Raw genomic sequence first — 24,270 nt, forward strand, 5'->3', positions numbered from 1 at the left:
TTTAGGCCAATCCCCGAGGTTTGCGATCTGCCGCCGAAAGAGGCTATAGATTCTCGCTGCCAATAGCTTCCAACCCATGTCGAGGAACTAGCGAACACATCTGTTGGAGCGGAAACCCTGCCATGCTTCAACGGCATCTGGTATATGACTAGCGAAGCCATCTAGCGAGTAGTGCCCTTGAACTGGCATCTTAAGGACGCGAAGAACAATCTGTCGAAACTCGTACGGCAGGCGCGGGAACAAGGGCCACAAACCATCACGGTGCGCGGAAAGCCAACTGCTGTCGTACTCTCCCCCGAGGACTACGACCGACTGGTCGGCGCAACACCTTCGCTTGCGGAATATCTTCTCTCAGGTCCCGTGTGGGATGACGACTTCGTCGAGGAGGTCAATCGCCGCCCGAAGACGAAGATCCGAGTTATAGACTTATAATCCGCATACTCATGCGAACCTCGTTCGGTGAATGCAGCGGGCGCTTTTCTGATGGCGGCATTAGATGCGGTGAGGGATTATAGGCCAACTCGGCGGGCTCGTTGAGCCAGCAATTGGAAACGAAACGTACCGTTCCTATTTGCTTTGCGTCATCACAAACTCTCTGGAGCCGCCACCATGCGTTACAATCAGTTTGGAAATACGGGGATGTTCGTCTCCGAAATCTGCCTCGGCACCATGACCTTCGGTGCTGCCGGTGAAAATGCCCAATGGGGCCTGATCGCCAGTCTCGACCAGAGGGGCGTCAACGAGATCGTTGCCCATTCGCTCGCCGCCGGCGTCAATTTCTTCGATACGGCCGACGTCTACTCCTTTGGCGAATCCGAACGGCTGCTCGGCCAGTCGCTCAGGGATCTCGGCGTGAACAGGCAGAATGTGGTCATCGCCACCAAAGCCCACGGCGCCATGGGCGACGGTCCGAACCAGCGCGGCTCTTCACGCGGCCACATCATGGACTCGGTCGACGCCAGCCTGAAGCGGCTGCAACTCGACCATATCGATCTTTACCAGCTGCACGGCACCGACACCGTGACGCCGATCGATGAAACGCTGCGGGCGCTCGACGATCTCGTTGCCAGCGGCAAGGTCCGCTATGTCGGCGTCTCCAACTGGGCGGCATGGCGCATCGCCAAGGCGCTCGGCATCGCCGAGCGCAAGGGTTTCGCCCGCTTCGAGACCGTGCAATCCTACTATTCGATCGCCGGCCGCGACCTCGAGCGCGAAATCGTACCCTTGCTCAATGAGGAGAAGCTCGGCCTGATGGTGTGGTCGCCGATGGCCGGTGGCCTGCTGTCCGGCAAATATGGCCCCGGCGCGCCCGGCAATGGCGAAGGCCGCCGCGCGTCCTTCAACTTCCCGCCGGTCAATGAGGACCGTGCCTGGGCGGCCGTTGCCGTCATGCGCGAAATCGCCAAAAAGCATGATGTCAGCGTCGCCACGGTGGCGCTCGGCTATGTCCTGGCCAAGCCCTTCGTGATGAGCGTCATCATCGGCGCCAGCCGCATGGAGCAGCTGGAGCAGAACCTTGCCGCCACTGAAGTGAAGCTCGACAGCGACGATCTGCTTCGTCTCGACGAGGTCAGCGCCCTGCCGTCCGAATATCCCGGCTGGATGCTGGAGCGCCAGGCAGCGGGCCGCCGCCCGGCGCCGTTCACGCCGAAAGCATAAATATAGCCCACGCTGACATCCCGGGAGCCCGTGGCTCCCGGGATGTCAGCTCAGCCGGACGCTCTCACCCAGAAAATCGAGAAAGGCACGCACCCGCGCCGGCAGATGCCGGCCCTGGCCGACATAGACGGCGTGGGTGGGCTCCTCGTCGCCGGGATTGAATGCCTCCAGCAGCGACACCAGCCGACCGGCGGCGATATCGGCCGCCACATGCCAGCGCGCCAGCCGGGCGATGCCCGCGCCCGCCAGCGCCATCAGCCGCATCGCCTCGCCATCGCTGACCAGCGTGTTGCCGGTGATGGGAACCATGATGGCGCGGCCGTCCGCGTCGAGGAACGGCCAGCCATCGAGATGCCTGACGAACCCGAAGCCCATGCGGTTGTGCCTGTCGAGATCGGCTGGCGTCGGTGGCATGCCGTGCTTCTCCAGATAGGAAGGTGCTGCAACGACGACCACCGGGCTTTGCCCGAGCTTGCGCGCCACCAGCCGTGACTCACTCAGCGGCCCGGCACGGATGGCGACATCGGCGCGTTCCGCCATCAGGTCGATGACGCTGTCGGTCAGCACCAGATCGACCGAAATCTCGGGGTAGCGTTCGAGGAAGCGTGGCAGAAGCGGGATCAGCCGGTGTACCCCGAAGGGCACGTAGCTGTTGACGCGCAGCCTTCCGCGCGGTGCCGCACCCGCCGCCGCCTCCTGCTCGGCCGCCGCCATGTCGGCGAGGATGCGCAGGCCGCTCTCGTAGAATGCTGTGCCTTCCGGCGTCAGTTGAAGCTTTCGCGTCGAACGACTGACCAGCCGCGCGCCAAGCCGGGCCTCCAGCCGCGCGATCAGCTTGCTCACCGCCGACGGTGTCATGCGCAACGCGCGTGCCGCGGAGGAAAAGCTGCCTTCCTCGACGACGCGCACGAAAACTTCGATCTCGCCGGAGCGGTTGATGTCAGGCCTGGCCATTTGTGAATCTATTTCACAGAAAATGTGCCCAAGGCAAGTCTGGTTCACAATGCAGGGGAGCACGATCTCAGGGGTCGGGGCGCGGGACGGCGCTCTTCGTCATCGAAGTGGAAACCGCCATGCCTCTTGCTCTCTACGCCCTCGCCGCCGGTGCCTTCGGCATCGGCGTCACCGAATTCGTCATCATGGGTCTGCTGCTCGATGTCAGCAAGGATCTCGGCGTTTCGATCTCGGCCGCCGGCCAGCTCATTTCTGGTTATGCGCTTGGCGTCGTCATCGGCGCGCCCCTGCTGACCATCGTCACCGGTAACTGGCCACGCAAGACCGTGCTTCTGGTGCTGATGGCGATCTTCACGCTTGGCAATTTCGCCTGTGCACTGGCGCCCGACTACTGGACGCTGATGGGCGCCCGCATCATCACCGCTTTTGCCCACGGTACATTCTTCGGCGTCGGCTCTGTCGTCGCCACCGGACTGGTCGCACCCAACAAGAAGGCTTCGGCGATCGCGCTGATGTTCACCGGCCTGACCATCGCCAACATCCTCGGCGTGCCCTTCGGCACCTGGCTCGGCCAGGCCTTCGGCTGGCGGGCGACCTTCTGGGCGGTGACATTGGTCGGTCTGGCGGCCTTCGCCGTCATCCTGGTTCTGGTGCCGCGCAGCCAGACGGCTCCCGAAAAGAGCGATCTGCGCGCCGATCTCGCCGTTTTACGCCGCACCCCCGTCCTGCTCGGTCTTGCCACCACCGTGCTCGGCTATGCCGGTGTCTTCGCCGTCTTCACCTATATCGCGCCGCTGCTGACCGAGATCAGCGGCTTTGGGGAAGCAGCGGTATCGCCGATCCTGCTCGTCTTCGGTGGCGGCCTCATCGCCGGCAATTTGCTTGGCGGCAAGGTCGCCGACCGCTGGCTGGTGCCGGCCGTGCTGGGCAGTCTCGTGGTGCTGGCCCTGGTGCTTTCAACCATGACCTTTGCCATCCACAGCCAGGTCATGGCCGTCATCTATGTCGGCCTGCTCGGTGCCGCCGCCTTCGCCACCGTGGCGCCCCTGCAGATGTGGGTGCTGGACAAGGCGCAAGGTGCCGGTCAGAGCCTCGCCTCGTCCTTCAACATCGCCGCCTTCAATCTCGGCAACGCCGCAGGCGCCTGGCTTGGCGGCGCGGTCATTGCCCATGGCCTTGGCCTGGGTTCCCTCACCTGGGTCGCCGCCCTGCTGCCGCTCGCGGCGCTCGGCGTGGCGGGCCTGGCGCTGCGTCTCGATCGCACCGTCACGCTTGGCGAGCCTGCCTCCATCCGGTCGTGACCGTCCTCTGCAAACCCGCTTTCCACACCCTTCGTTCCACAGGAGTAAAAAGATGGACTACCGACGTCTCGGTGCATCGGGCCTGAAAGTGCCCGCACTCTCATTCGGCGCCGGCACCTTCGGCGGCTCCGGCCCGCTGTTCGGCGCCTGGGGCAACAGCGACGCCAGGGAAGCGCGGCGGCTGATCGACATTTGCCTGGAGGCCGGCGTCAACCTGTTCGACACCGCCGACGTCTATTCGAACGGCGCTTCGGAAGAGGTGCTGGGCGAAGCCATAAGAGGCCGCCGTGACGCCGTGCTGATCTCGACCAAGACCGCGCTGCCGATGGGCGACGGGCCGGCCGACTATGGCTCGTCTCGGTCGCGGCTGATCAGATCCGTGGATGATGCGCTGAGGCGCCTCGGCACCGATTACATCGACCTGCTGCAGCTGCACGCCTTCGATGCCGGCACACCGATCGAGGAGGTTCTGTCGACGCTGGGCGAGTTGGTTCGTGCCGGCAAGCTGCGCTATGTCGGCGTCTCCAATTTCTCCGGCTGGCAGGTGATGAAGTCGTTGGCGCAAGCCGACAGCCAAGGCTGTCCGCGCTATGTCGCCCATCAGGTCTACTATTCGCTTGTCGGCCGCGACTATGAGTGGGAGCTGATGCCGCTCGGCCTCGACCAGGGCGTCGGCGCGCTGGTGTGGAGCCCGCTTGGCTGGGGCCGCCTGACCGGCAAGATCCGCCGTGGCCAGCCTTTGCCGGAGAAGAGCCGGCTGCACGACACGGCAAGCTTCGGACCGCCGGTCGAGGACGAGCATCTCTATCGGGTGATGGATGCGCTTGATGCGGTGGCGCTGGAGACCGGCAAGACCGTGCCGCAGATCGCCATCAACTGGCTGCTGCAGCGCCCGACCGTTTCCTCCGTCATTATCGGCGCTCGCAACGAAGAACAGCTGCGCCAGAACCTCGGCGCCGTCGGCTGGACGTTGACGCCGGAACAGATCGGGAAACTCGACGCGGCAAGCGAAGTCACCGCGCCCTACCCGTATTTCCCCTATCGGCGGCAGGAAGGCTTTGCCCGGCTCAATCCGCCGGTGGTGTGAGCACTGGCGTTGAAGCTGCCAATCTCCCCCCTTGCGGGGGAGATCGGCTGTACCGCGTTCAGTGCAGCACGAACTCGCCATCCACCTTGCGCCATTCATTCGGCGCGATCAGCTTCTGGTGGGTGTAGCTGATCGAATGCAGCGGCCCGTCCAGCTTGGCCTTCCAGAACTCGATGAACTTGATCAGTACCGGAAATTGTGGCGCCAGATCGTAGTCCTGCCAGATGAAGCTCTGCAACAGATGCGGATGATCGGGAAAGTGATAGAGAATCTTGGCCGTGGTCAGGCCATAGCCTTTGAGCATCAGGTCCATTTCGGAATGGTCGCGCATGGCAGTCCCCCTTGGGCGGTCCTGGTTGAGTCTCCTTTCCTCCCAACGTCAGAGTGTGCGCGCCGTTGCTTAACTGTCTATTGATTTTTCCTGATCGAAAACGGGTTTTCCGCGCGAAAACATGCAGTTAGCAGCGACGCTGATCGAGTGCTGACAGCGGCGGGAAAAACACCTGCGGCATCCCGCCGCGCAAATCCAACGTCTAATGTTGCCGTAACGGCGGAACTGGTAATAATGCCGCCGAATTCGCGGCCGTGTCGCCGCGATCCCGCCGACATTTCAAGCCGGCGATTGGTTTGGGAGGAAAGTCAGGAATGTCCGAGGTTCATGTCCATCGCGTCCAGCCGGCGTGGAAGAAAAACGCGCTGATCGACAATGACACCTATCTCAAATGGTATGCCGACAGCGTCAAGAATCCGGACAAGTTCTGGGGCAAGCACGGCAAGCGCATCGACTGGTTCAAGCCCTTCAGCAAGGTCAAGAACGCCTCCTTCGACGGCAAGGTCTCGATCAAATGGTTCGAGGACGGACTGACCAACGTTTCCTACAACTGCATCGACCGGCACCTGAAGAAGCGCGGCGACCAGACCGCCATCATCTGGGAAGGCGACAATCCCTACGACGACAAGAAGATTACCTACAATGAGCTCTACGAGCATGTCTGCCGGCTCGCCAATGTGATGAAGAAGCACGGCGTCAAGAAGGGCGACCGCGTCACCATCTACATGCCGATGATCCCGGAAGCGGCCTATGCGATGCTGGCCTGCACACGCATCGGCGCCGTCCATTCGATCGTGTTCGGCGGTTTCTCGCCGGATGCACTGGCCGGCCGCATCGACGACTGCAAGTCGACCTTCGTCATCACGGCTGATGAAGGCCTACGCGGCGGCAAGCCGATCCCTTTGAAGGAAAACACCGACAAGGCGATCGAGATCGCCGCGAAAGCCGGAACGAAAGTCGAAAAGGTGGTGGTCGTGCGCCGCACCGGCGGCAAGACCGGCTGGGTTCCCGGCCGCGACGTCTGGTACCACGACGAGATCGCGACGGTGAAAGCCGAATGCAAGCCCGAGAAGATGAAGGCCGAGGACCCGCTGTTCATCCTTTACACATCGGGCTCGACCGGCAAGCCGAAGGGCGTGCTGCACACCACCGCCGGCTATCTCGTCTACGTCTCGATGACGCACCAATATGTCTTCGACTACCATGACGGCGACATCTACTGGTGCACCGCCGATGTTGGCTGGGTCACCGGCCACAGCTACATCGTCTATGGCCCGCTCGCCAACGGCGCCACCACGCTGATGTTCGAAGGCGTGCCGAACTACCCGTCGCAGTCGCGCTTCTGGGAAGTCATCGACAAGCACAAGGTCAATATCTTCTACACCGCGCCGACGGCATTGCGCGCGCTGATGGGCGCCGGCGATGCGCACGTAAAGAAGACGTCGCGCAAGTCGCTGCGCGTGCTGGGTTCGGTCGGCGAGCCGATCAATCCGGAAGCTTGGGAGTGGTATTTCAACATCGTCGGCAACGGCAAGGTGCCGATCGTCGACACCTGGTGGCAGACCGAGACCGGCGGCATCCTGATCACGCCGCTGCCGGGCGCCACCGACCTCAAGGCGGGTTCGGCGACACGGCCCTTCTTCGGCGTCAAGCCGCAGCTGGTCGACGGCGAGGGCAAGGTGCTGGAAGGTGCGGCCGACGGCAATCTGTGCATCACCGATTCCTGGCCGGGCCAGATGCGCACCGTCTATGGCGATCATGATCGCTTCATCCAGACCTATTTCTCGACCTACAAGGGCAAGTACTTCACCGGCGACGGCTGCCGCCGCGACGCCGATGGCTATTACTGGATCACCGGCCGCGTCGACGACGTCATCAACGTCTCCGGCCATCGCATGGGCACGGCCGAGGTCGAATCCGCACTGGTCAGCCACGACAAGGTTTCGGAAGCCGCCGTCGTCGGCTATCCGCATGACATCAAGGGCCAGGGCATCTACTGCTACGTCACGCTGATGGCCGGCGAGCAGCCGAGCGAGGAGCTGCGCAAGGAGCTGATCGCCCATGTCCGCAAGGAGATCGGGGCCATCGCTTCGCCCGACAAGCTCCAGTTCGCGCCCGGCCTGCCGAAGACGCGCTCCGGCAAGATCATGCGCCGCATCCTGCGCAAGATTGCCGAGGACGATTTCTCCGCCCTCGGCGATACCTCGACGCTCGCCGACCCGGCCGTCGTCGATGATTTGGTCGCCAACCGGCAAAACAAGAAGAGCTGATGCAGGCAGCGCTTGGCACTGTCAGTGAACTCTGGCGCTATCCGGCGAGTTCGCTTGCCGGCGAGCGTCGGGAAACAATCTCGGTCGATATCGAGAGCATCGAGGGCGACCGTATATTCGGCCTCGTCGACGCGTCCGACAATGAGATCGCGCGACCGGACCGCGACCCGAAATGGCACAAGGTGCCGCGCATCCGCACCCGGCTGTCGCCGACCCTGGAACTCGAGATTGCCGTTCCCGGGGGCGACTGGCTGGCTGCGCCAAGTATCGAGAGCGACCGCGCGGTGTCGGCCTATCTCGGCTTCGAGGCCTCGATCCGGCCGTTTCGCCGCGAGAATGCCGCACCCAGCTATTCCGGCCCGCTGACCGCGGAGCGCTACCGCAAGGCGCCCATCCATCTGTTGACCACCGCCTCGCTGGCACGGCTCAAAGCGTTGCATCCGGAAGGGGTCGCCGACCCACGCCGCTTCCGCCCCAACATCGTCGTCGACATGGCGGCAATCGAAGGGTCGTTTCCCGAAACGGAATGGATCGGCCGCAAGCTTGCCATCGGCGATCTCCTGCTGACTGTCTCCGAACCCTGCCGCCGCTGCGGTTTCACCATCGTCGCCCAGGCTGGCTTCGATCATGATCCGGCGATCCTGCGCAACCTTGTCCGCCATAACGCCCACAATCTCGGGGTCTATTGCACGGTCGACCGGCCGGCGCGCGTCGAAGTCGGCGACGCGATGCGCTTCGTGTAAGCTATCGATACAGATCCGCCCGCGTCGGCGGCAGGCCGCTTGGACCACGCGCGCGCTTGGTCACGACGGTCTGGAAAATCTGTGCCGAGGCGCGTTCGAAGGTGATCGAACAGCCCGTCAGGTAAAGCAGCCATAGCCGTGCCTTGGCTTCGCCCACCTCGGCGATTGCCTCGTCGAAACGCGCGTGCAGGCGCTCGGCCCACAGGCGACAGGTGCGGGCGTAATGCTCGCGCAGATTCTCCACGTCGTAGACCAGGAAGCCGTGCGCCTCGAGATTGCCTGTTGTCATGCCGATCGTGTCGAGTTCGCCGCCGGGGAAAATGTATTTGATCAGCGCCTTGAACTCCGACCCCTTGCGCAGGGTCTTCTTGATGTCGCCCTTGCTGCGCCTGGTGATGGCGTGATGCAGATAGATGCCGCCGGGCTTCAGCAGGCGGTGGACAGTTGAGAAATAGGTCGCGTGGTTGGCGAGTCCGAGATGCTCGAACATGCCGATCGACGAGATCTTGTCGAAGCTGCCTGTAAGCTCCGCATAGGATTTGATCTCGATGGTGATGCGGTCCTCCAGCCCCTCGGCGCGAATGCGTTCGCGGGCCAGCTCGGTCTGGGCCTGCGACAGCGAGACACCGTGGCCGATGACGCCATAGTTCTTCGCGGCATGGATCAGCATCGCTCCCCAGCCACAGCCGATGTCGAGCAGTCGTTCGCCAGGCTTCAGCCGGAGCTTGCGGCAGATATGGTCGAGCTTGTCGATCTGCGCTTGATCGATGCTGTTGTCGAAATCCTTGAAGTAGCCGCAGCTGTAGACCATGCGCTCGTCGAGGAAGAGCCGGTAGAAGGCGTTCGAAATGTCGTAGTGATGCTGGATCGCCTCCTGGCTCGAGCCGCTGACATAAGGATTGCGCCCCGAAAGATCGGTCCGCGCCGTCATCTGCTTGCGTGCCAAAAGCACGGAAGGCAGGTCGCGCAGGATCGCCATTTTCGGCAGCGACTTGAGCTTGGTTCTGAGCTTGCCTTGCGACGGCAGGGCGTAGAAGTCGAAGATCGTTCCGTCTTCGATGTTGATCGTCTTGGAAATCCACATCTCGATCAGCGTCGACAGGGACGGTCGCTTCACGATCTGCCAGACGATGTCCTGGTCGTTGATGGTGAGCACCGGACCAGTGGCGGGGCCGATCCGCTCCCCGGTCCACAGCCTGACGGCAAAGCCCGGTTTCAGCGTCTCGACAACCGTCCGCACGATCCGCGCCGCTCTCTCGGCTGCCTCCATGCATCCCTCCCACAGGGGCCGACCCGGATTGCCGGCTCGGCTCTATGCCATGATCTTGCCTGCCCGGCCGACAGCCCGCAACCCAGTGTCGTGCCAAAAGCACCTTCCCGACTTTTTCAAACCTTCGCCTTGTCTTTTGCTGCAACGCACCCCATCATGAGTATGTGTTCAACAAATCGAAAGGAGGTGATCCGATGTCGAGTGATTTCGTTTTCCAGAACGTGGCCTCAGCGGATTGCACTTTCGGGAAGCAGTCTTCCCGTTAAGGCGCGAAATGCGCGGCGGCTGACCTCATAGGTCATCGCCATAGGGCCGCGCCACGGACGGAAACACGGAAGGCCGCCGGCTTCGAAAGAAGCGGCGGCCTTTTCCGTTTGCGGACTAGACTACTGGGTCAATGCGACCTTTTCGGTGTTGCGAATGATTTCCTGAAAGGCGTCGTCCAATTCGGCTCCGGTGGACACGTCGAAGAAATGCCTCTTGGCGGCGGAGGTATCCTTCGACGAACAGTCCCTGAGCACCGCCTTTGCCTGGTCCCGCTCGGTTACCGACATGTCCTTGTCGTCCAGATCGAAGCCGATGGTGAAAATCTCGATGCCATCATTTTTCATGTTGTCGCACAGCGTTTCGGCGTTGCCGCGCGCAAGGTTGCCCTGGCTGTTGTACCTGTCCCCAGCGCCGGCGAAGGCGGTATTGAACTGGCCATCGGTCATCAGGATCGCGACCTTGGCGATCTTCTTCGGATCGGCATCCGAGGCGCCTTTGCCGAGACCGGCATTCCTGATTGCAGTGCGCCATTGCGGCGACAGCATATAATAGGTCCACTGAATGGCGATCGCGCCGGCCGTAAACCCATTGGCCCGGAAGTCGTCGATCGATTCAAGCAATGCATCGAATTCGGCGGTCAGGGGGATCACTTCCGCATCAGGGCACCTGTTCATGTCCCCGTCACCGAGATGATCGTCCCGATTGACCAGCGCATAGTATTTCTTGCCGTTCCTGTCGGTGCGAACGGTATCCGGGCCGTCGGCGCTCATATCCGCGTTGCCGTTCTTGTCCTTGCGCTCGGTGGCGCAATTGTCGGGGCGTGGCATCGCCGCGCCGACAATGGAGATGTAGTCGCTGAAGGACGGCAGCAGATTTTTGCCTGTCTTGGCGACGAGAAGCGGGCTGCCGGCGATGGGTGGGAGCTCAGAGCTGGCTTGCTTCTCGGCATAGACGTTTTCCGCCAGCTTGCCGGCGTTCACGCCAGATGCATAAGGCACGATCGCGACGCGGATGCGGGGGTTCTGCGGATCCTGCTTCTGCAGCATCGTCTGGACGGCGTTTTTTGCAGCTGCTTTCAAATCGCCGATTTTGTCGACCTTGCCGAGCTTGGCCATCGACCCCGTTATGTCGAGCATCATCGCCACTTCGATGGTCTTGTCCGAATAGAGCGCCGTCGTGGAGGCGGCGACTTGTTTCATGTCGCCCGTGCCAAAAATCGGGAAATACAGCCCGACATCGACATGGGCGTCGGCCTGGACCGTCTTGGCAGTCCTGTTGACGATCAGCTTGTCGAGTACGATCTGGTCGGCCTGCAGAATGCCTGCCTGGCTGTTGGCGTCGAGAAAGGCTTGCACCGATTTGTTGGCATCGGCTTCCTTGATGACACCGGTCGTCAGGTCGCGTGCCGTCGACGTGACCGCGGCGTCGACCACGCCCTGAAGGCTCGTTTTCGCATTGTAGAGCTGCGATACGTTGACCGAGAAGCCGACAGCCAGCGCCAAGACCGAGGCGCTGAGGCCGAACAAGATTGCGAAATTTCCACCGCGATCCCTGGCGAACCCGCCAACCGCGTGAACAAGACCCCCGTAATTCCGCATCCTACAGCCTCCACTCGCCTCGGCCTCGTCGCCGCGGAAAGGGCAATGCAGGATTCCCGCCGGATGACGCCCTAGCTTGGCGGAGAGCTGGCTTTCCAGTAGCAAGTCATTGTTTTTGTTAAATCTTGGAACCAACAAAGGTGAACGGTTGGTAAACGGGAACGCGCCGTGGCGCTGGCGTTTACCAGCCGCTTACCATGATCTGGCCCGAGGCACCGCGACGCCGTCGACGGCGTCCTGTTGCGGCACAAGCTCACTGTGCCGAAGCGGACCATGTGTCCCGAAAGTTGCGGCCCGGAGAAAACCTCCTGACCACCCTGGAGCAGTTGCATCGGTAGGCCTCGCGACTACGCCAGCATCTGTGCGCTGACGGTCCTGTCGATGCCGTGGTAGGGCGGGTTGAACAGATTGCCTTCCTGTTCGTAGGTCCACACCTTGAACAGGCTGAGCCGGTGGGGGCCGAAACTGTGCAGCAGCGGCACGTCGGTGGCGTCGCGGCCGCGGGCGATGACGATACGGCCGATTCTTGGCGTGTTGTGGCGAGGATCGAACGTGTACCATTTGCCGTCGAGGAACACTTCCAGCCACGCCGAGAAGTCCATCGGCGCCGGATCGGCTGGCACGCCGATATCGCCGAGATAGCCGTTCACGTAGCGTGCCGGAATGTTCATGCAGCGGCAAAGCGTGATCGCCAGATGGGCGAAGTCACGGCAGACCCCGACGCGCTCCTCATGCGCCTGCGCCGCGGTGCGGGTCGAGCGCGCATAGCCATAGCCGAACGACAGCCGGTTGTGGACATAATCGACGATCGCCTGCACGCGCGCCCAGCCGGACGGGATGTCGCCGAAGAGCTCCCAGGCCAGGCTGCTCAGATGATCCGTCTCGCAATAGCGGCTGCCCAGGAGATAACCGAGAACTTCGTCGGGCAGGTCCGCCACCGGCACTTCCCTGGCCAGCGTGTTGACCTCGTCCGTCTCGCCGCTGTCCTCGACGACCGCTTCATACAGGATGCGAAAACCACCGGCGGGTGCTGTGAAGCGCCGGCAGGCATTGCCATGCAGGTCATGGTACAGCCTTGTCGGCACCGCGGGCGAGGTCAGCACCCGCGTCTGCCGCTTGATGTCGGCCTGCCTGTCCCGATGGATCTCGAGCACTGAAATCACCGGCGTGGCGGCTACGCATTCGATGGCGATTTCGTAGCCGAGCCGGATCAGCATCGTTGGTCCCCCTTCGATCGTTGTTGTGAGAAGCAGTCCTTCCCAAACGCCCGGAGGATACCGTGGTTCCCTGGGCCGATCGAAAAGCCCACCCCGTGTCTTCCCCTGCCGCGGTCGAGACGTTAGGTTCGGCAACCCCACCAGCGCTCCCCGAACTCAAGGAAAATCATGTATTCAGGCAGAAAATTCGCGGCCTTCCTCTTCGACATGGACGGCACGCTCATCAATTCCATCGCCTCGGCGGAACGGGTGTGGAGCGATTGGGCACGTCGCCAAGGCCTCGACGTCGCCGCCTTCCTGCCGACGATCCATGGCGTGCGCGCGATCGAGACCATCACCGGCCTGGCACTGCCGGGCGTCGACCCGGCATACGAGGCTGATCTGCTGCTGAAGGCCGAGGCGGCCGATCTCGATGGCATTCTCCAGATCGCCGGCGCCGTGGCATTTCTCAATTCGCTGCCGCCCGAACGCTGGGCAATCGTCACCTCCGCCCCGCGCGAGCTGGCGCTGTTGCGCATGAAGGCCGCCGGCATCCCCGTCCCGGGCGTCATCGTCGCGGCGGAAGATGTCTCCCGCGGCAAGCCGGCGCCCGATTGCTTCCGGCTTGGCGCGGAACGGCTCGGCTTCGACGCGCGCGATTGCCTCGTCTTCGAGGATGCTCCAGCTGGCATCGCGGCAGCCGAAGCGGCGGGCGCGGCGGTCATGGTCATCAGCGCCACGCACAAGCACCCCTTGCCAACGCAACATGCCGCGATCGCAGGCTACGACATGGTCGGCATCACGGTCGACGAGCGTGGCTGGATCGCGCTCGAGCCGCAGCGCAACGCTGCGTAGGGAGGCATCTAGAAGTCGCTGGTCAGGCCCTTTACTTCCCAGTCGCCGTAGCGCCCTGGCTCCTTGCCGCCGCGGCCGCCGATCTCCTTCGGCAGCGCGGCCTCCTTTTCGCGGTAGTGTTCCCGCCGCGCTGCGGCCTCGGCCAACGCACGGCGTGCGGCCGGCGCTAGCTCTCTTTGCGATGCCGCTTCGGCAGGAGCGGAGCCTGTTTTACTGATTTCGTCGGTCATGCGATAATCTCGGCAGATAGAGTCCAGTCAGCAGATTGAGTCCAGTCAATTGAAACAGGAACTGGCGTTTCCCATCATATAGCCATGAACCCACGACGATCGACCCCTTTTCGCTATCCCCCGGACAGGAGCAGACGATGAACACCATCCGCACCGCCATGCTTCTTGCCGCGATGACCGCGCTGTTCATGGGCGTCGGCTTTTTGATCGGCGGAACCGGCGGCATGATGATCGCGCTGCTGATCGCCGCCGGCACCAACCTGTTCAGCTACTGGAATGCCGACAAGATGGTGCTGTCGATGAACCGTGCCGTCGAGGTCGATGAAAGGAACGCGCCCGAATATTACGCCATCGTCCAGGCAATGGCCAAACAGGCCGGCCTGCCGATGCCGAAGACCTATCTGATCGACAACCCGCAGCCGAACGCCTTTGCCACCGGCCGCAATCCGCAGAATGCGGCGGTGGCTGCCTCCACCGGCCTGTTGCAGGCGCTGACGCCTGAAGAGGTCGCGGCGGTCATGGCGCACGAGCTCGCCCATGTGCAGCATCGCGACACGCTCACCATGACGATCGTCGCCACCTTTGCCGGCGCCATTTCAATGCTCGGCAATTTTGCCTTCTTTTTCAGCGGCAACCGCGACAACAACCCGTTCGGCTTTGTCGGCGTGCTGGTTGCGATGATCGTGGCTCCGTTTGCAGCGATGGTCGTGCAGATGGCGGTCAGCCGGACCCGCGAATACGAGGCCGACCGGCGTGGCGCCGAAATCTGTGGACACCCGCTCTGGCTGGCATCGGCGCTTGACAAGATCGCCCGCGGCGCCGAACGCATCCGCAACCCCGATGCCGAGCGAAATCCCGCGACCGGGCATCTCTTCATCATCAATCCTCTTCACGGCGAGCGCATGGACAGCCTGTTCTCCACCCACCCCGCCACTGAGAACCGCATCGCAGCCTTGCAAGCGATGGCGCGCGACATGGCCGGCAGCCAAACCCAGGCCGCCCAGCGCCAGGCCCCAACGCCACGCCAGGCGGACGAACTACGGCCATCCGGCCCATGGGATCAGGCAGCGCGGCCCGAGCAGTCGGCGGAGCCCGCCCAGCCGAAGTCCAACCCGTGGGGTCGCAATCCGACCGGGCCCAAGGGCCGGTGGTCGTGAGCGTGGCGGACAGAGGACCACGACGCACTGTTTCAAGTGATCAGGAACACAGGGACGGCGGCGACTTCGTTGCCGGCCTCGCCGCCCGCAAGGCGGCGGCGCGCCTGCTTGCCGCCGTCATCGACGCCAGGACGCCGCTTGATGGGCTGACCGATCACGAGAACGGCCACCCGCAATACAAGGCGCTCGACTTGCGCGATCGCGGCCTGGTCCGCGCCATCCTGGTCACCGCGCTACGCTATCGCATGACCATATCAGGGCTGCTGGCGAGGCGCCTGGAAAAACCGCTGCCGCCCAATGCCACCGCTTTGTCGCACATATTGCATGTGGCCGCAGCACAGATCCTGTTCCTCGATATTCCCGACAGCGCCGCCGTCGACATTGCGGTGACCCATGCCAAGTCCGATCCGCGCACGGTGCGCTTCTCCGGCCTCGTCAATGGCGTTCTGCGCACGTTGGCACGGGCCAAGGAAACGGAATTGCCTGCCGCCCTTGCCGCCACCGACGAGGCGCCCAAATGGTTTTCCGACAGGCTGAAGACCACCTACGGCAACGAGAAGGCCAGACAGATCCTCGAAGCACATCGCGTTGAGGCGCCGGTCGACTTCTCGGTCAAGGCCGATCCCGGTCTCTGGGCCGAAAAGCTCGGCGGCATCGTCCTGCAGACAGGCACGGTGCGAGTCGAGAATCTTGTCGGTGCTGTCACTGAATTGCCTGGCTTTGCCGAGGGCGCCTGGTGGGTCCAGGACGCCGCGGCCAGCCTGCCCGCCCGGCTGTTCGGCGATGTCACGGGATTGCGGGTTGCCGATCTCTGCGCCGCGCCCGGCGGCAAGACCGCGCAGCTGATCGTTGCCGGCGCGAAGGTCACCGCCGTCGACACGTCAAAAAACCGGCTCGTGCGGCTGACGCAGAATCTCGACCGTCTCGGCCTGTCGGCCGAAATCGTCCAGGCCGACCTGCTCAAATATGAGCCGGAAGAACTCTTCGACGCGATCCTCCTCGACGCGCCCTGCTCGTCGACCGGCACGGTGCGGCGGCATCCCGACGTGCCATGGACCAAGACTTCGGCCGATGTCGAAAAACTGGCCGACCTGCAACGCAGGCTGCTCGCCCGCGCCGTCACCCTGGTGAAGCCCGGCGGCACGATCGTCTTTTCCAACTGTTCGCTCGACCCGCTCGAGGGCGAGGATCTCTATCGCGCCTTTCTGGCCGGCACGCCTGAAATCACCAACGATCCGTTGCGGCAAGGCGAGATCGCCGGCATCGATCCGTTCCTGACGCCGCAAGGCACGCTGCGCACCACGCCCGCCGACCTGGAGCTCGGCCCGCCGGAACGCTCGGGCCTCGATGGTTTCTTCGCCGCTCGCATGCGGCGAGCCGGCTAGGAATTGAACTGCCCGGATCTACTGACTTTTTAGGCAGGATCGGGGGCAAAACCAGGTGAACCGGCGTGGGCTCGTGGAATTCGCCTTCGCACGAATCGTGCAATCATGTAGACTCGGCGCCGGGGTAGAGGACGATCAGGAGGGGTTTTGGCACTTGCTGCCAGCAGCACGACGCGTCTGTGGACGCTTGTCGCGAAGGAGTTCTGGCGCAAAACGCGCCGACGCCTGCGCGCCGGGCCTGTCTATCGCTGGCGATATTCCGGCCGCACGCCGGAACGTGTGCTGATCGCACCGCCGGACCTGCGCCTCGCCGACCCGCAGATCGCACTCGAGATCTATTACGGCCGCTATCCCCTGTCGGGGCACGTGGTCGAGACCGGCGGCAAGTCGCCTTTCCAGATCCACGTGCCCAATCACGGCTGGCAGAAGACGCTGCACGGCTTTCGCTGGCTGCGCCATATGCGCGCCGCCGGCACCGAGCTTGCCGCCGCCAATGCCCGCGCCCTGGTCTCCGACTGGATCACCATGCATGGCAGCCATATTTCCGGCATCGCCTGGGAGCCGGGCACGACGGCCAAGCGCATCATCGCCTGGTTGCAGCACTCCTCGGTCGTATTGCAGGGCGCCGAGTTCCCTTTCTACCGCGCCTTCCTGAAATCGGTTGCCATCCAGATCCGCTACCTCAGGTCGATGGCGCGCGAAATGCCCGACGGCAAGGACAGGCTGCGGGCCCGTATCGCGCTCGCCTTCGCTGCCTTGTCCCTGCCGGCACCGGCATCGGCCCTGCGGGGCGCGACCCGCAATCTTGCCGAGGAACTCGACCGCCAGATCCTCGCCGATGGCGGGCACATTTCGCGCAATCCGATGGTCGTCCTGGAAATCCTCGCCGACCTTCTGCCGCTGCGCCAGACTTATGCCAACCAGGCGGAAACGCCGCCGCAGGCGCTGATCGGCGCCATCGACCGCATGCTGCCGGCGCTGCGCTTCTTTCGCCATCAGGATGGCAGCCTCGCCCGCTTCAACGGCATGGGCGCCACCATCCACGACCGCATCGCCACCATTCTGCGCCACGACGACACCGCTGGCGCGCCGCTGCTGCATGCGCCGCATTCCGGCTATGAGCGCCTGTCGATGGGCGGCACCACGGTCATCGCCGACACCGGCCCGCCGCCGCCGATCGATGTGTCCAACGCCGCACACGCCAGCTGCCTCGCCTTCGAACTGTCGTCCGGCCGCCAGCACTACATCGTCAATGCCGGCATTGACACCTATGGCGCGGCTGAATTCCGGCCGCTGGCGCGCGCCACCGCCGCGCACTCGACCGCCACCATCAACGACACCTCGTCGGCGCGCTTCAGCCATTCGTTGCGCGTCAACGACCTGCTCGGTTCGCCGCTGATCGGCGGCCCGCAGCATGTGCAGTGCAAGCGCACCGACCAGAAGGGCGTTCAGGGCTTCATCGCCCGCCATGACGGCTATGTCCCGCGCTTCGGCTTCCTGCATGAGCGCGAGCTGAAACTGTCGTCGAACGGCAATGTGCTGGCTGGCCGCGACCGCTTCCAGCGCCCCGGCAATACGGCGATCCGCAACAATGGGCGCGACTTCGTCACCGTCCGCTTCCACGTTCATCCCGACGTCAACCTTTTGCAGGACGAGCATGACCGCCTGGTGCTGGCCGCCGATCAGGCCGACACCTGGGTGTTCACAGCAGCCGAAGTGGTGCCGGAGGTCGAGGAATCGATCTATTTCGCCGGCCTTGGCGGCCCGCGCCGCAGCCGCCAGATCGTGCTTGCCTTCAAGGCTTCGGAAATCGCCGAAGTCCACTGGCAGCTGACCCGCACCAGCATCGCCGGCTACCCGGAAAACAACTGATCCTCCTGACAGGACTTCAAACTCAGGTTAACAAAAGGCCTGACGACAACCAGCTCGGGGCATCGGCAGCTTTCCCATGATAGGAATTTTTTCTTGACTCCGTGCCCTCAGCTATGGTACATTTTTGCCTATGGTGCCGGTTTGCGCCAGTGGCCCGCCGCATAGGCGGGTTTTTTCGTTGGTGCTCCGTCAGCCAACGCGCCTGCGAAGTCTCCGAAGAAACCCGTTAACACGGATTCGTTGCCTTGCCCCACCTGACCGCCGGTTTGATTTCCGGGCGGCATGTGCTACGGGCGCGGGCATCCACCACACCAGTCGTGAAAGGCCGCCAGCCCATGGCCGTCGCCGCCAAGAACATTCCCGCACCAGACCTTGTTCCCGTGCGTCGCGCCCTGCTCTCCGTTTTCGACAAGACGGGCCTCATCGATTTCGCCAAAGCGCTGGCAGCGGCCGGTGTCGAACTGGTCTCGACCGGCGGCACGGCAAAGGCGATCACCGAGGCGGGCCTGGCGGTGCGCGACGTCTCCGAGCTCACCGGTTTCCCCGAGATCATGGACGGCCGCGTCAAGACCTTGCATCCTGGCGTGCATGGCGCGCTGCTTGGCGTGCGCGACGATCCGGAGCATTCCGCGGCAATGCGCAAATACGGCATCGAGCCGATCGATCTCGTCGTCTCCAATCTCTATCCGTTCGAGGAGGTCCGCCGCTCCGGCGCCGACTACGCGTCGATCGTCGAAAACATCGACATTGGCGGCCCGGCCATGATCCGCGCCTCGGCCAAGAACCACGCCTATGTCGCCATCGTCACCGATCCCGGCGATTACGCTTCGGTGCTGAATGCGCTGGAGATGAACATCGGCTCGCTGTCGCTGGATTTCCGCAAGAAGCTGGCGGCCAAGGCCTTTGCCCGCACCGCCAGCTATGACGCGGCGATCTCCGGCTGGTTCGCCGAGGCGCTCGAGATCGAACATCCGACATGGCGCGCCTTTGGCGGCAGGCTGGTCGAGGTGATGCGCTATGGCGAGAACCCGCATCAGAGCGCCGGCTTCTACGTCAACGGCGACAAGCGCCCGGGCGTCGCAACAGCGCGCCAGCTGCAGGGCAAGCAGCTATCCTACAACAACATCAACGACACCGACGCCGCCTTCGAACTGGTCGGCGAGTTCGACCCCGACCTTTCCGCTGCCGTCGCCATCATCAAGCACGCCAATCCGTGCGGCGTTGCCGAAGGCGCCTCGCTGAAAGCCGCCTACGCCAAGGCGCTGGCCTGCGACCCGGTCTCGGCCTTCGGCGGCATCATCGCCGTCAACCGCACCCTCGACGCCGAGGCGGCGGAAGAGATCGTAAAAACCTTCACCGAGGTGATTATCGCGCCCGGCGCCACCGATGAGGCAGCGGCCATCGTGGCGGGGAAGAAGAATTTGCGCCTGCTGGTCACCGGTGGGCTGCCGGACCCGCGCACGCCGGGCACGACGGTCAAATCCGTCGCCGGCGGCCTGCTCATCCAGGGCCGGGACAACGCCGTCGTCGACGACCTCGAACTGAAAGTGGTGACCACACGGGCACCGACGCCGGCCGAAATGGCCGACCTGAAATTCGCCTTCCGCATCGCCAAGCACGTCAAGTCCAACGCCATCGTCTACGTCAGGGACGGCGCCACCGTCGGCATTGGCGCCGGCCAGATGAGCCGGGTCGATTCCTCACGCATCGCCGCCCGCAAGGCACTCGACGCCGCCGAGGCCGCCGGCCTCGCCGAACCGCTGACCAAGGGCTCGGTGGTCGCCTCCGACGCCTTCTTCCCCTTCGCCGATGGCTTGCTGTCGGCAATCGCTGCCGGCGCCACCGCCGTCATCCAGCCGGGTGGCTCGATGAACGACAAGGACGTCATTGCCGCCGCCGACGAGCACGGCATCGCTATGGTGTTTACGGGCGTCAGGCATTTCCGCCATTAGCTGCTTTTACCCTCCCCTTTGTGGGGGTGAGAAGCGGTTCGCGCAGCGAACGAAAAGCCAATTGCTTGGCTTTTCGAGCTTCGAACGCCCTGAGCCTGCGAAGGGCTCGGGGCTGAATTCTGAATGACCAGTCGCGGGGCCGGGTCCCCGCTGCTTCGCAGCGTCCCGGCGTTCACCGGCCTTTCATCGTGCCACTGGCACGATGAATTCGCTTCGCGAACCGGCTGCTCACCCCCACAAGGGGGAGGGTAAAGTCAATCCACCGGCCGGTCCGCCGGATAGGGCGTCTTGACCAGGATCGCCATGCCGATGCCCAGGAACAGCACGATCACCGCCATGCCGAGCCGCGCCGAGCCGCTGGCCAGGGTGACCGACGCGACCATGAACGGCGCCAGGAAACTGGTCGCCCGCCCGGCCAGCGCATAAATGCCGAAATAGCGGCCGGATTCTGCCGCCGTGACGCTGCGCGCCATATAGGATCGCGACGACGCCTGCACCGGCCCGAAAGCCACGCCGATCAACAGGCCGAAGAAGATGTAGGCTTTTTCCGCTGCCGTGCCGAACAGGCCGCCGCTGTCCGGTCCAGGCATCATCCAGAGGCCGAACAACGTATAGCCCGGCCCGGTCGAGACGATGCCGATCGTGGCGATGCTGAGCAGGACCAGCGAGATCATGACGATGGTTTTTGAGCCAAGCGCCGTGTCGAGACGGGCTGCGACCAGGCAGCCGAAGATGGCGACGACGTTGAGAATGATGCCGAAAATACCGATCTCGGTGATCGACCAGTGGAACATCGCAGCGGCGAAAGTGCCGCCCAACGCCAGCAGCGCGTTGACGCCGTCCTGATAGATCATGCGGGCGACCAGGAAGCGGAAGATACCGCTGCGCTTGCGCACCTCGCCCAATGTCACTTTCAGCTCCGCCAACCCCTCTCGGGCAGCCGGACCGATCGGCAGGCCCTTGATGGCGTCGGGGGTGAAAAAGAACATCGGCAGGATGAACAGGAAGTACCAGCCGGCTGACAAAGGCCCGGTTGCGCGCGCGTCCTCGCCGAGCTTCGGGTCGAGCCCGAACAGCGGGTCGATGCCGATGATCGTCTTGCCGGTCTCCGGCGAACCGGCCAGGCAAGCGACGACGAAGATCAGCGCGATCATGCCGCCGAGATAGCCAAGGCCCCAGGCCATGTTGGAGATCCTGCCGATCTCGCTCTTCGGCACCAGGCGCGGCATCATCGAATCGTTGAACACGGTCGAAAACTCCGCCGCCACCGACGCCAGCGAAAAGAACAGCACGACCAGGAAAAGGTTCGAACCGGGGGCCGCGAACCAAAGCATGCAAAGGCAGGTGACCTTGACCGCGGCAAAGAATGCGATCCAAGGCTTGCGCGGTCCGGTCTGGTCGGCGATCGAGCCGAGGATGGGCGACAGCACTGCAATGACAAGGCCGGCCGCGGCAATGCCGTAGCCCCAGGCCGCTTGCCCGGTTTCCGGATCGCTCGCCATCCGCGACACGAAATAAGGCCCGAAGATGAAGGTGGTGACGACGGTGAAGAACGGCTGCGCCGCCCAGTCGAACAACATCCATCCCCAGATGCCGCGCCCGGACGCACGCTGCACTGTCTCTACCGTCATGATGATCCCCCGGCACCGGTTCCGTGTCGGGCGCCATGTCTGCATGTTTCATGCGCTCATGCAATGAACGAAGCTTGGTGCCGTCCCTTGCCCCTGCCCGGGGTTCATTGTTGGAAAACCCAGCAATTGGCTTTCCTCCGCGACGCGGGGCCAAGCCCTTAGTTTTTCTCGTGGGGGAAGTCGAACCGAAGGTCCGGCGCCGTCCTCCACCCCCTGCTTCGCGGCGATTGCCGCCGGCGTGGATTTCCCGATTATTAAGTTGACTCTTTTTGTCCTGTTTGACTAATTGCGCTCGCGCAGGACCGGAAAGGTGACCGGTCGAACTGCTCGCTATTGGTCTGACAGGGAATAACAGATGACGATTGATCGACAGGCATTGTTGCGCACTCAGGCAAAGCGATTGATTGCGAGCAGTGCCTTGATAGCGGCATCTTTTGGAGTGGTGGGGCCCGCCCAGGCCCAGGACGTTTCGCTGGACAATGCAACTCAACTGGAAACGATCGTCGTCACCGGCAAGTCCGACCGCGTTGTCGGGCCAGATCAAACGATCGTCGCCAAGGAGACGGCGACCGCCACCAAGACCGATACGCCGATCGTCGACGTTCCCGCCTCGGTTTCAGTGGTAACCCAGAAGGAACTGGAGGCGCGCCATGTCGAAAGCCTGCAGCAGGCCGTGGCCTACACATCCAGCGTCCTCACCGACGAGTTCGGCAATGATGACCGATACGACTATATTCGTATCCGCGGTTTCGACCAGACATCGCTCGGTACTTATCGCGATGGTCTCACGGCGCGCATCCCCGCTTGGTTCACGGCCAGCCGTCTCGAGCCTTACGGACTTCAGCGCGTGGAGGTCCTGAAGGGATCGACATCGACGCTTTTTGGTCTCAACGGCCCTGGCGGACTGGTCAATGCCATCACCAAGCGGCCGCTGGACCAGAAGCAGGGGGAGATTTACACGTCCTATGGCGACGGTACCAAGGAGGTTGGCGTTGATTTTGGCGGACCGATCGACCCCGATGGCGTGTGGACCTATCGGCTCACCGGGCTGGCCAAGGATGGCGATCAAGGATGGGATTATTCCAACGACGATCGGCTTTACATCGCGCCCGCGTTGACCATCAAGCCCGAGGAAGGAACGTCGCTCACCATCCTGACTGACTATTACAAGCGAGATGGGACAGGCGCACGCGGCACCCCGGCTGGCGGCAATATCGACGTCGGCACATTCCTGGGCGAGCCGGATTTCAACCGCTTCAACACGGAGCAGGTCGATATCGGCTACCAATTCGAGCACGAGTTCAACGAGAACCTCACCCTCCGCTCCAACGCCCGCTACACGCATTTGAGCCTCGACTACGCCGAGGTCTACGGCGCGTCGCTTGACCCCACCGCGGACCGCACAGCATTTTCGGTCGAGGGCCTGTCCAACCGCTATGCCTTCGACAATCAGTTGCAATACGGTACGGGCTGGGACGGGATCGACAGCAAGACGCTCGTCGGCGTCGACTACGCCAACGACAACACCCGTGAAAACATCCTCTTCGGCACCGCCGGTCCCATCGACATCGACAATCCGACCTATTGCGGTCTGTCCTGCATCAACCTCGGCCCCTACGTGAACTGGCGGGTCAAGCAACAGGCGGTCGGTGTCTATGCCCAGGAGCAATTGACGTTTGACGACCGCTGGATCGTCACCTTGGGCGGGCGCTGGGACCGCGTGCATACGACGGCGGACTATCTCGACTCGGGAACGCAGGACAACGACACCGCATCCGCCTTCACCAAGCGCGCCGGCCTGACCTACAAGTTCACCCCGAACCTCGCGGTCTACGCCAACTATTCGGAAAGCTTCCAGCCGCTCGTGGCGCCGAGCGCCAACGGATATGCGGTCTCGGGTTCGCTGAAGCCTCAAGAGGGCAAGCAGTATGAGGCAGGCATCAAGTACAAGCCCGAGGGCTTCGACGGCCTGTTCACGGCCGCGGTCTTCGACCTTACCCAAACCAATGTTCCGACCTATGTCACGCCTGTTGTCCAGCAGCAGATCGGCAAGGTTGGCGTCCGCGGCATCGAACTCGAGGGCAAGGCCGCCATCGCGGAAAACCTGAACCTGACGCTTGCCTATTCCTACTGGGATGCCGAAATCCTGGAAGACGGCATTGGCGGGAATGCCGGCAATCGGCCGCAGCGTGTCCCTCGCCACCTGGCTTCGGCCTGGGTCGATTATACGCTTCCCGAGGAAGGACGGCGTGGCGACCTGACCATCGGCGGCGGCGTGCGCTATATCGGGCAAACCTACGGAGATGACGCGAACACGGTTTCGATTGGCGGCTACGCACTGGTGGATGCGGCGATCAGCTACAAGATGACCAAGGACGTGACGTTGGCCTTGAATGCAACGAACCTGTTCGACCGGAAGTATTTGACAACCAGCTATTACGGAACCGAATTCTACGGCGACCGGCTGAAGATCGTCGGCACGCTCAAACATTCCTGGTGAGCTTTTTGAACG

19 protein-coding genes are annotated in these 24,270 nt (G+C 63.2%); 12 read left to right on the plus strand and 7 right to left on the minus strand.

Features of this window, described 5'->3' with window-relative positions:
- Positions 1-177 precede the first annotated feature (177 nt).
- Positions 178-432: a type II toxin-antitoxin system Phd/YefM family antitoxin gene (locus NKH95_RS10440; protein ID WP_127380713.1), complete on the plus strand. Its 255-nt coding sequence runs from the start codon at positions 178-180 to the stop codon at positions 430-432.
- Positions 433-609: 177 nt separating this feature from the next.
- Positions 610-1,659, plus strand: a complete 1,050-nt coding sequence (locus NKH95_RS10445) for an aldo/keto reductase (protein ID WP_352773030.1) — start codon at positions 610-612, stop codon at positions 1,657-1,659.
- A gap of 45 nt (positions 1,660-1,704) precedes the next feature.
- Here NKH95_RS10445 and NKH95_RS10450 read toward each other — a convergent pair whose 3' ends face one another.
- Positions 1,705-2,613, minus strand: coding sequence for a LysR family transcriptional regulator (locus tag NKH95_RS10450; RefSeq protein WP_352773033.1), 909 nt, complete (start codon positions 2,611-2,613; stop codon positions 1,705-1,707).
- A gap of 119 nt (positions 2,614-2,732) precedes the next feature.
- On the opposite strand from NKH95_RS10450, the gene NKH95_RS10455 reads away from it, so the two are divergent.
- A complete protein-coding gene (locus NKH95_RS10455) occupies positions 2,733-3,914 on the plus strand; it encodes an MFS transporter (protein ID WP_352773036.1) in 1,182 nt (393 codons plus the stop codon).
- A 52-nt stretch (positions 3,915-3,966) separates the two neighbouring features.
- Positions 3,967-5,001, plus strand: coding sequence for an aldo/keto reductase (locus NKH95_RS10460; protein WP_352891483.1), 1,035 nt, complete (start codon positions 3,967-3,969; stop codon positions 4,999-5,001).
- Between the two features lie 58 nt (positions 5,002-5,059).
- On the opposite strand, the gene NKH95_RS10465 is transcribed toward NKH95_RS10460, so the two are convergent.
- Complete coding sequence (locus NKH95_RS10465) at positions 5,060-5,332, minus strand: usg protein (protein WP_109664371.1); 273 nt, start codon at positions 5,330-5,332, stop codon at positions 5,060-5,062.
- Between the two features lie 314 nt (positions 5,333-5,646).
- Here NKH95_RS10465 and acs point away from each other — a divergent pair, with 314 nt between their 5' ends.
- Both acs and NKH95_RS10475 read left to right on the plus strand, forming a co-directional pair.
- On the plus strand, positions 5,647-7,602 hold the full coding sequence (acs, locus tag NKH95_RS10470; RefSeq protein WP_352891485.1) for an acetate--CoA ligase: 1,956 nt from the start codon (positions 5,647-5,649) through the stop codon (positions 7,600-7,602).
- On the plus strand, positions 7,602-8,345 hold the full coding sequence (locus NKH95_RS10475) for an MOSC domain-containing protein (RefSeq protein ID WP_352891486.1): 744 nt from the start codon (positions 7,602-7,604) through the stop codon (positions 8,343-8,345). Before acs ends, NKH95_RS10475 begins: the two co-directional genes overlap by 1 nt.
- Position 8,346: 1 nt before the next feature.
- On the opposite strand, the gene NKH95_RS10480 is transcribed toward NKH95_RS10475, so the two are convergent.
- From NKH95_RS10480 to NKH95_RS10490, 3 genes are all read right to left on the minus strand, one after another.
- Positions 8,347-9,615, minus strand: a complete 1,269-nt coding sequence (locus NKH95_RS10480) for a class I SAM-dependent methyltransferase (protein WP_352891487.1) — start codon at positions 9,613-9,615, stop codon at positions 8,347-8,349.
- 386 nt (positions 9,616-10,001) lie between these two features.
- Positions 10,002-11,480, minus strand: a complete 1,479-nt coding sequence (locus tag NKH95_RS10485) for a TadE/TadG family type IV pilus assembly protein (protein WP_352891489.1) — start codon at positions 11,478-11,480, stop codon at positions 10,002-10,004.
- Positions 11,481-11,827: 347 nt separating this feature from the next.
- Entirely contained in the window at positions 11,828-12,697 is an 870-nt protein-coding gene (locus tag NKH95_RS10490) for a transglutaminase-like domain-containing protein (protein WP_352891491.1), read from the minus strand.
- Between the two features lie 168 nt (positions 12,698-12,865).
- Here NKH95_RS10490 and NKH95_RS10495 point away from each other — a divergent pair, with 168 nt between their 5' ends.
- Positions 12,866-13,531 carry an HAD-IA family hydrolase gene (locus tag NKH95_RS10495; RefSeq protein ID WP_352555467.1) on the plus strand — a complete coding sequence of 222 codons (666 nt, stop codon included), beginning with the start codon at positions 12,866-12,868 and terminating at the stop codon, positions 13,529-13,531.
- A gap of 8 nt (positions 13,532-13,539) precedes the next feature.
- Here NKH95_RS10495 and NKH95_RS10500 read toward each other — a convergent pair whose 3' ends face one another.
- Positions 13,540-13,761 carry a DUF1674 domain-containing protein gene (locus tag NKH95_RS10500; RefSeq protein ID WP_352555469.1) on the minus strand — a complete coding sequence of 74 codons (222 nt, stop codon included), beginning with the start codon at positions 13,759-13,761 and terminating at the stop codon, positions 13,540-13,542.
- Positions 13,762-13,898: 137 nt separating this feature from the next.
- Between NKH95_RS10500 and htpX the strand changes: the two genes are divergently transcribed.
- The 4 genes from htpX to purH all read left to right on the plus strand — a co-directional run bounded on the left by htpX (position 13,899) and on the right by purH (position 20,127).
- Positions 13,899-14,918, plus strand: coding sequence for a zinc metalloprotease HtpX (htpX, locus tag NKH95_RS10505; RefSeq protein ID WP_352611345.1), 1,020 nt, complete (start codon positions 13,899-13,901; stop codon positions 14,916-14,918).
- Complete coding sequence (locus tag NKH95_RS10510) at positions 14,915-16,303, plus strand: RsmB/NOP family class I SAM-dependent RNA methyltransferase (protein WP_352891492.1); 1,389 nt, start codon at positions 14,915-14,917, stop codon at positions 16,301-16,303. The genes htpX and NKH95_RS10510 overlap by 4 nt, the downstream gene beginning before the upstream one ends.
- A 147-nt stretch (positions 16,304-16,450) precedes the next feature.
- Positions 16,451-18,175 carry a heparinase II/III family protein gene (locus NKH95_RS10515; protein ID WP_352555475.1) on the plus strand — a complete coding sequence of 575 codons (1,725 nt, stop codon included), beginning with the start codon at positions 16,451-16,453 and terminating at the stop codon, positions 18,173-18,175.
- A gap of 335 nt (positions 18,176-18,510) precedes the next feature.
- Positions 18,511-20,127 (plus strand): bifunctional phosphoribosylaminoimidazolecarboxamide formyltransferase/IMP cyclohydrolase, encoded by a 1,617-nt coding sequence (purH, locus tag NKH95_RS10520; protein ID WP_352891494.1) that lies wholly within the window; start codon positions 18,511-18,513, stop codon positions 20,125-20,127.
- A gap of 254 nt (positions 20,128-20,381) precedes the next feature.
- Here the strand turns inward: purH and NKH95_RS10525 are convergent, their stop codons facing one another.
- Complete coding sequence (locus NKH95_RS10525; protein WP_352891496.1) at positions 20,382-21,758, minus strand: MFS transporter; 1,377 nt, start codon at positions 21,756-21,758, stop codon at positions 20,382-20,384.
- A gap of 355 nt (positions 21,759-22,113) precedes the next feature.
- Between NKH95_RS10525 and NKH95_RS10530 the strand changes: the two genes are divergently transcribed.
- A complete protein-coding gene (locus NKH95_RS10530; RefSeq protein ID WP_352891497.1) occupies positions 22,114-24,258 on the plus strand; it encodes a TonB-dependent siderophore receptor in 2,145 nt (714 codons plus the stop codon).
- The last annotated feature ends 12 nt before the right edge of the window (positions 24,259-24,270 follow it).

This window comes from Mesorhizobium sp. M0848 (genome assembly GCF_040319805.1).
GTDB lineage: Bacteria > Pseudomonadota > Alphaproteobacteria > Rhizobiales > Rhizobiaceae > Mesorhizobium.

Excerpts from the sequence above, each read along its gene's own strand:
- NKH95_RS10480 (WP_352891487.1), bottom strand. The coding sequence starts at position 9,615 with ATGGAGGCAGCCGAGAGAGCGGCGCGGATCGTGCGGACGGTTGTCGAG.
- NKH95_RS10490 (WP_352891491.1), bottom strand. The coding sequence starts at position 12,697 with ATGCTGATCCGGCTCGGCTACGAAATCGCCATCGAATGCGTAGCCGCC.
- NKH95_RS10450 (WP_352773033.1), bottom strand. The coding sequence starts at position 2,613 with ATGGCCAGGCCTGACATCAACCGCTCCGGCGAGATCGAAGTTTTCGTG.
- acs (WP_352891485.1), top strand. The coding sequence starts at position 5,647 with ATGTCCGAGGTTCATGTCCATCGCGTCCAGCCGGCGTGGAAGAAAAAC.
- NKH95_RS10445 (WP_352773030.1), top strand. The coding sequence starts at position 610 with ATGCGTTACAATCAGTTTGGAAATACGGGGATGTTCGTCTCCGAAATC.
- NKH95_RS10475 (WP_352891486.1), top strand. The coding sequence starts at position 7,602 with ATGCAGGCAGCGCTTGGCACTGTCAGTGAACTCTGGCGCTATCCGGCG.
- NKH95_RS10525 (WP_352891496.1), bottom strand. The coding sequence starts at position 21,758 with ATGACGGTAGAGACAGTGCAGCGTGCGTCCGGGCGCGGCATCTGGGGA.
- NKH95_RS10465 (WP_109664371.1), bottom strand. The coding sequence starts at position 5,332 with ATGCGCGACCATTCCGAAATGGACCTGATGCTCAAAGGCTATGGCCTG.
- purH (WP_352891494.1), top strand. The coding sequence starts at position 18,511 with ATGGCCGTCGCCGCCAAGAACATTCCCGCACCAGACCTTGTTCCCGTG.
- htpX (WP_352611345.1), top strand. The coding sequence starts at position 13,899 with ATGAACACCATCCGCACCGCCATGCTTCTTGCCGCGATGACCGCGCTG.
- NKH95_RS10530 (WP_352891497.1), top strand. The coding sequence starts at position 22,114 with ATGACGATTGATCGACAGGCATTGTTGCGCACTCAGGCAAAGCGATTG.
- NKH95_RS10460 (WP_352891483.1), top strand. The coding sequence starts at position 3,967 with ATGGACTACCGACGTCTCGGTGCATCGGGCCTGAAAGTGCCCGCACTC.
- NKH95_RS10485 (WP_352891489.1), bottom strand. The coding sequence starts at position 11,480 with ATGCGGAATTACGGGGGTCTTGTTCACGCGGTTGGCGGGTTCGCCAGG.
- NKH95_RS10495 (WP_352555467.1), top strand. The coding sequence starts at position 12,866 with ATGTATTCAGGCAGAAAATTCGCGGCCTTCCTCTTCGACATGGACGGC.
- NKH95_RS10455 (WP_352773036.1), top strand. The coding sequence starts at position 2,733 with ATGCCTCTTGCTCTCTACGCCCTCGCCGCCGGTGCCTTCGGCATCGGC.
- NKH95_RS10500 (WP_352555469.1), bottom strand. The coding sequence starts at position 13,761 with ATGACCGACGAAATCAGTAAAACAGGCTCCGCTCCTGCCGAAGCGGCA.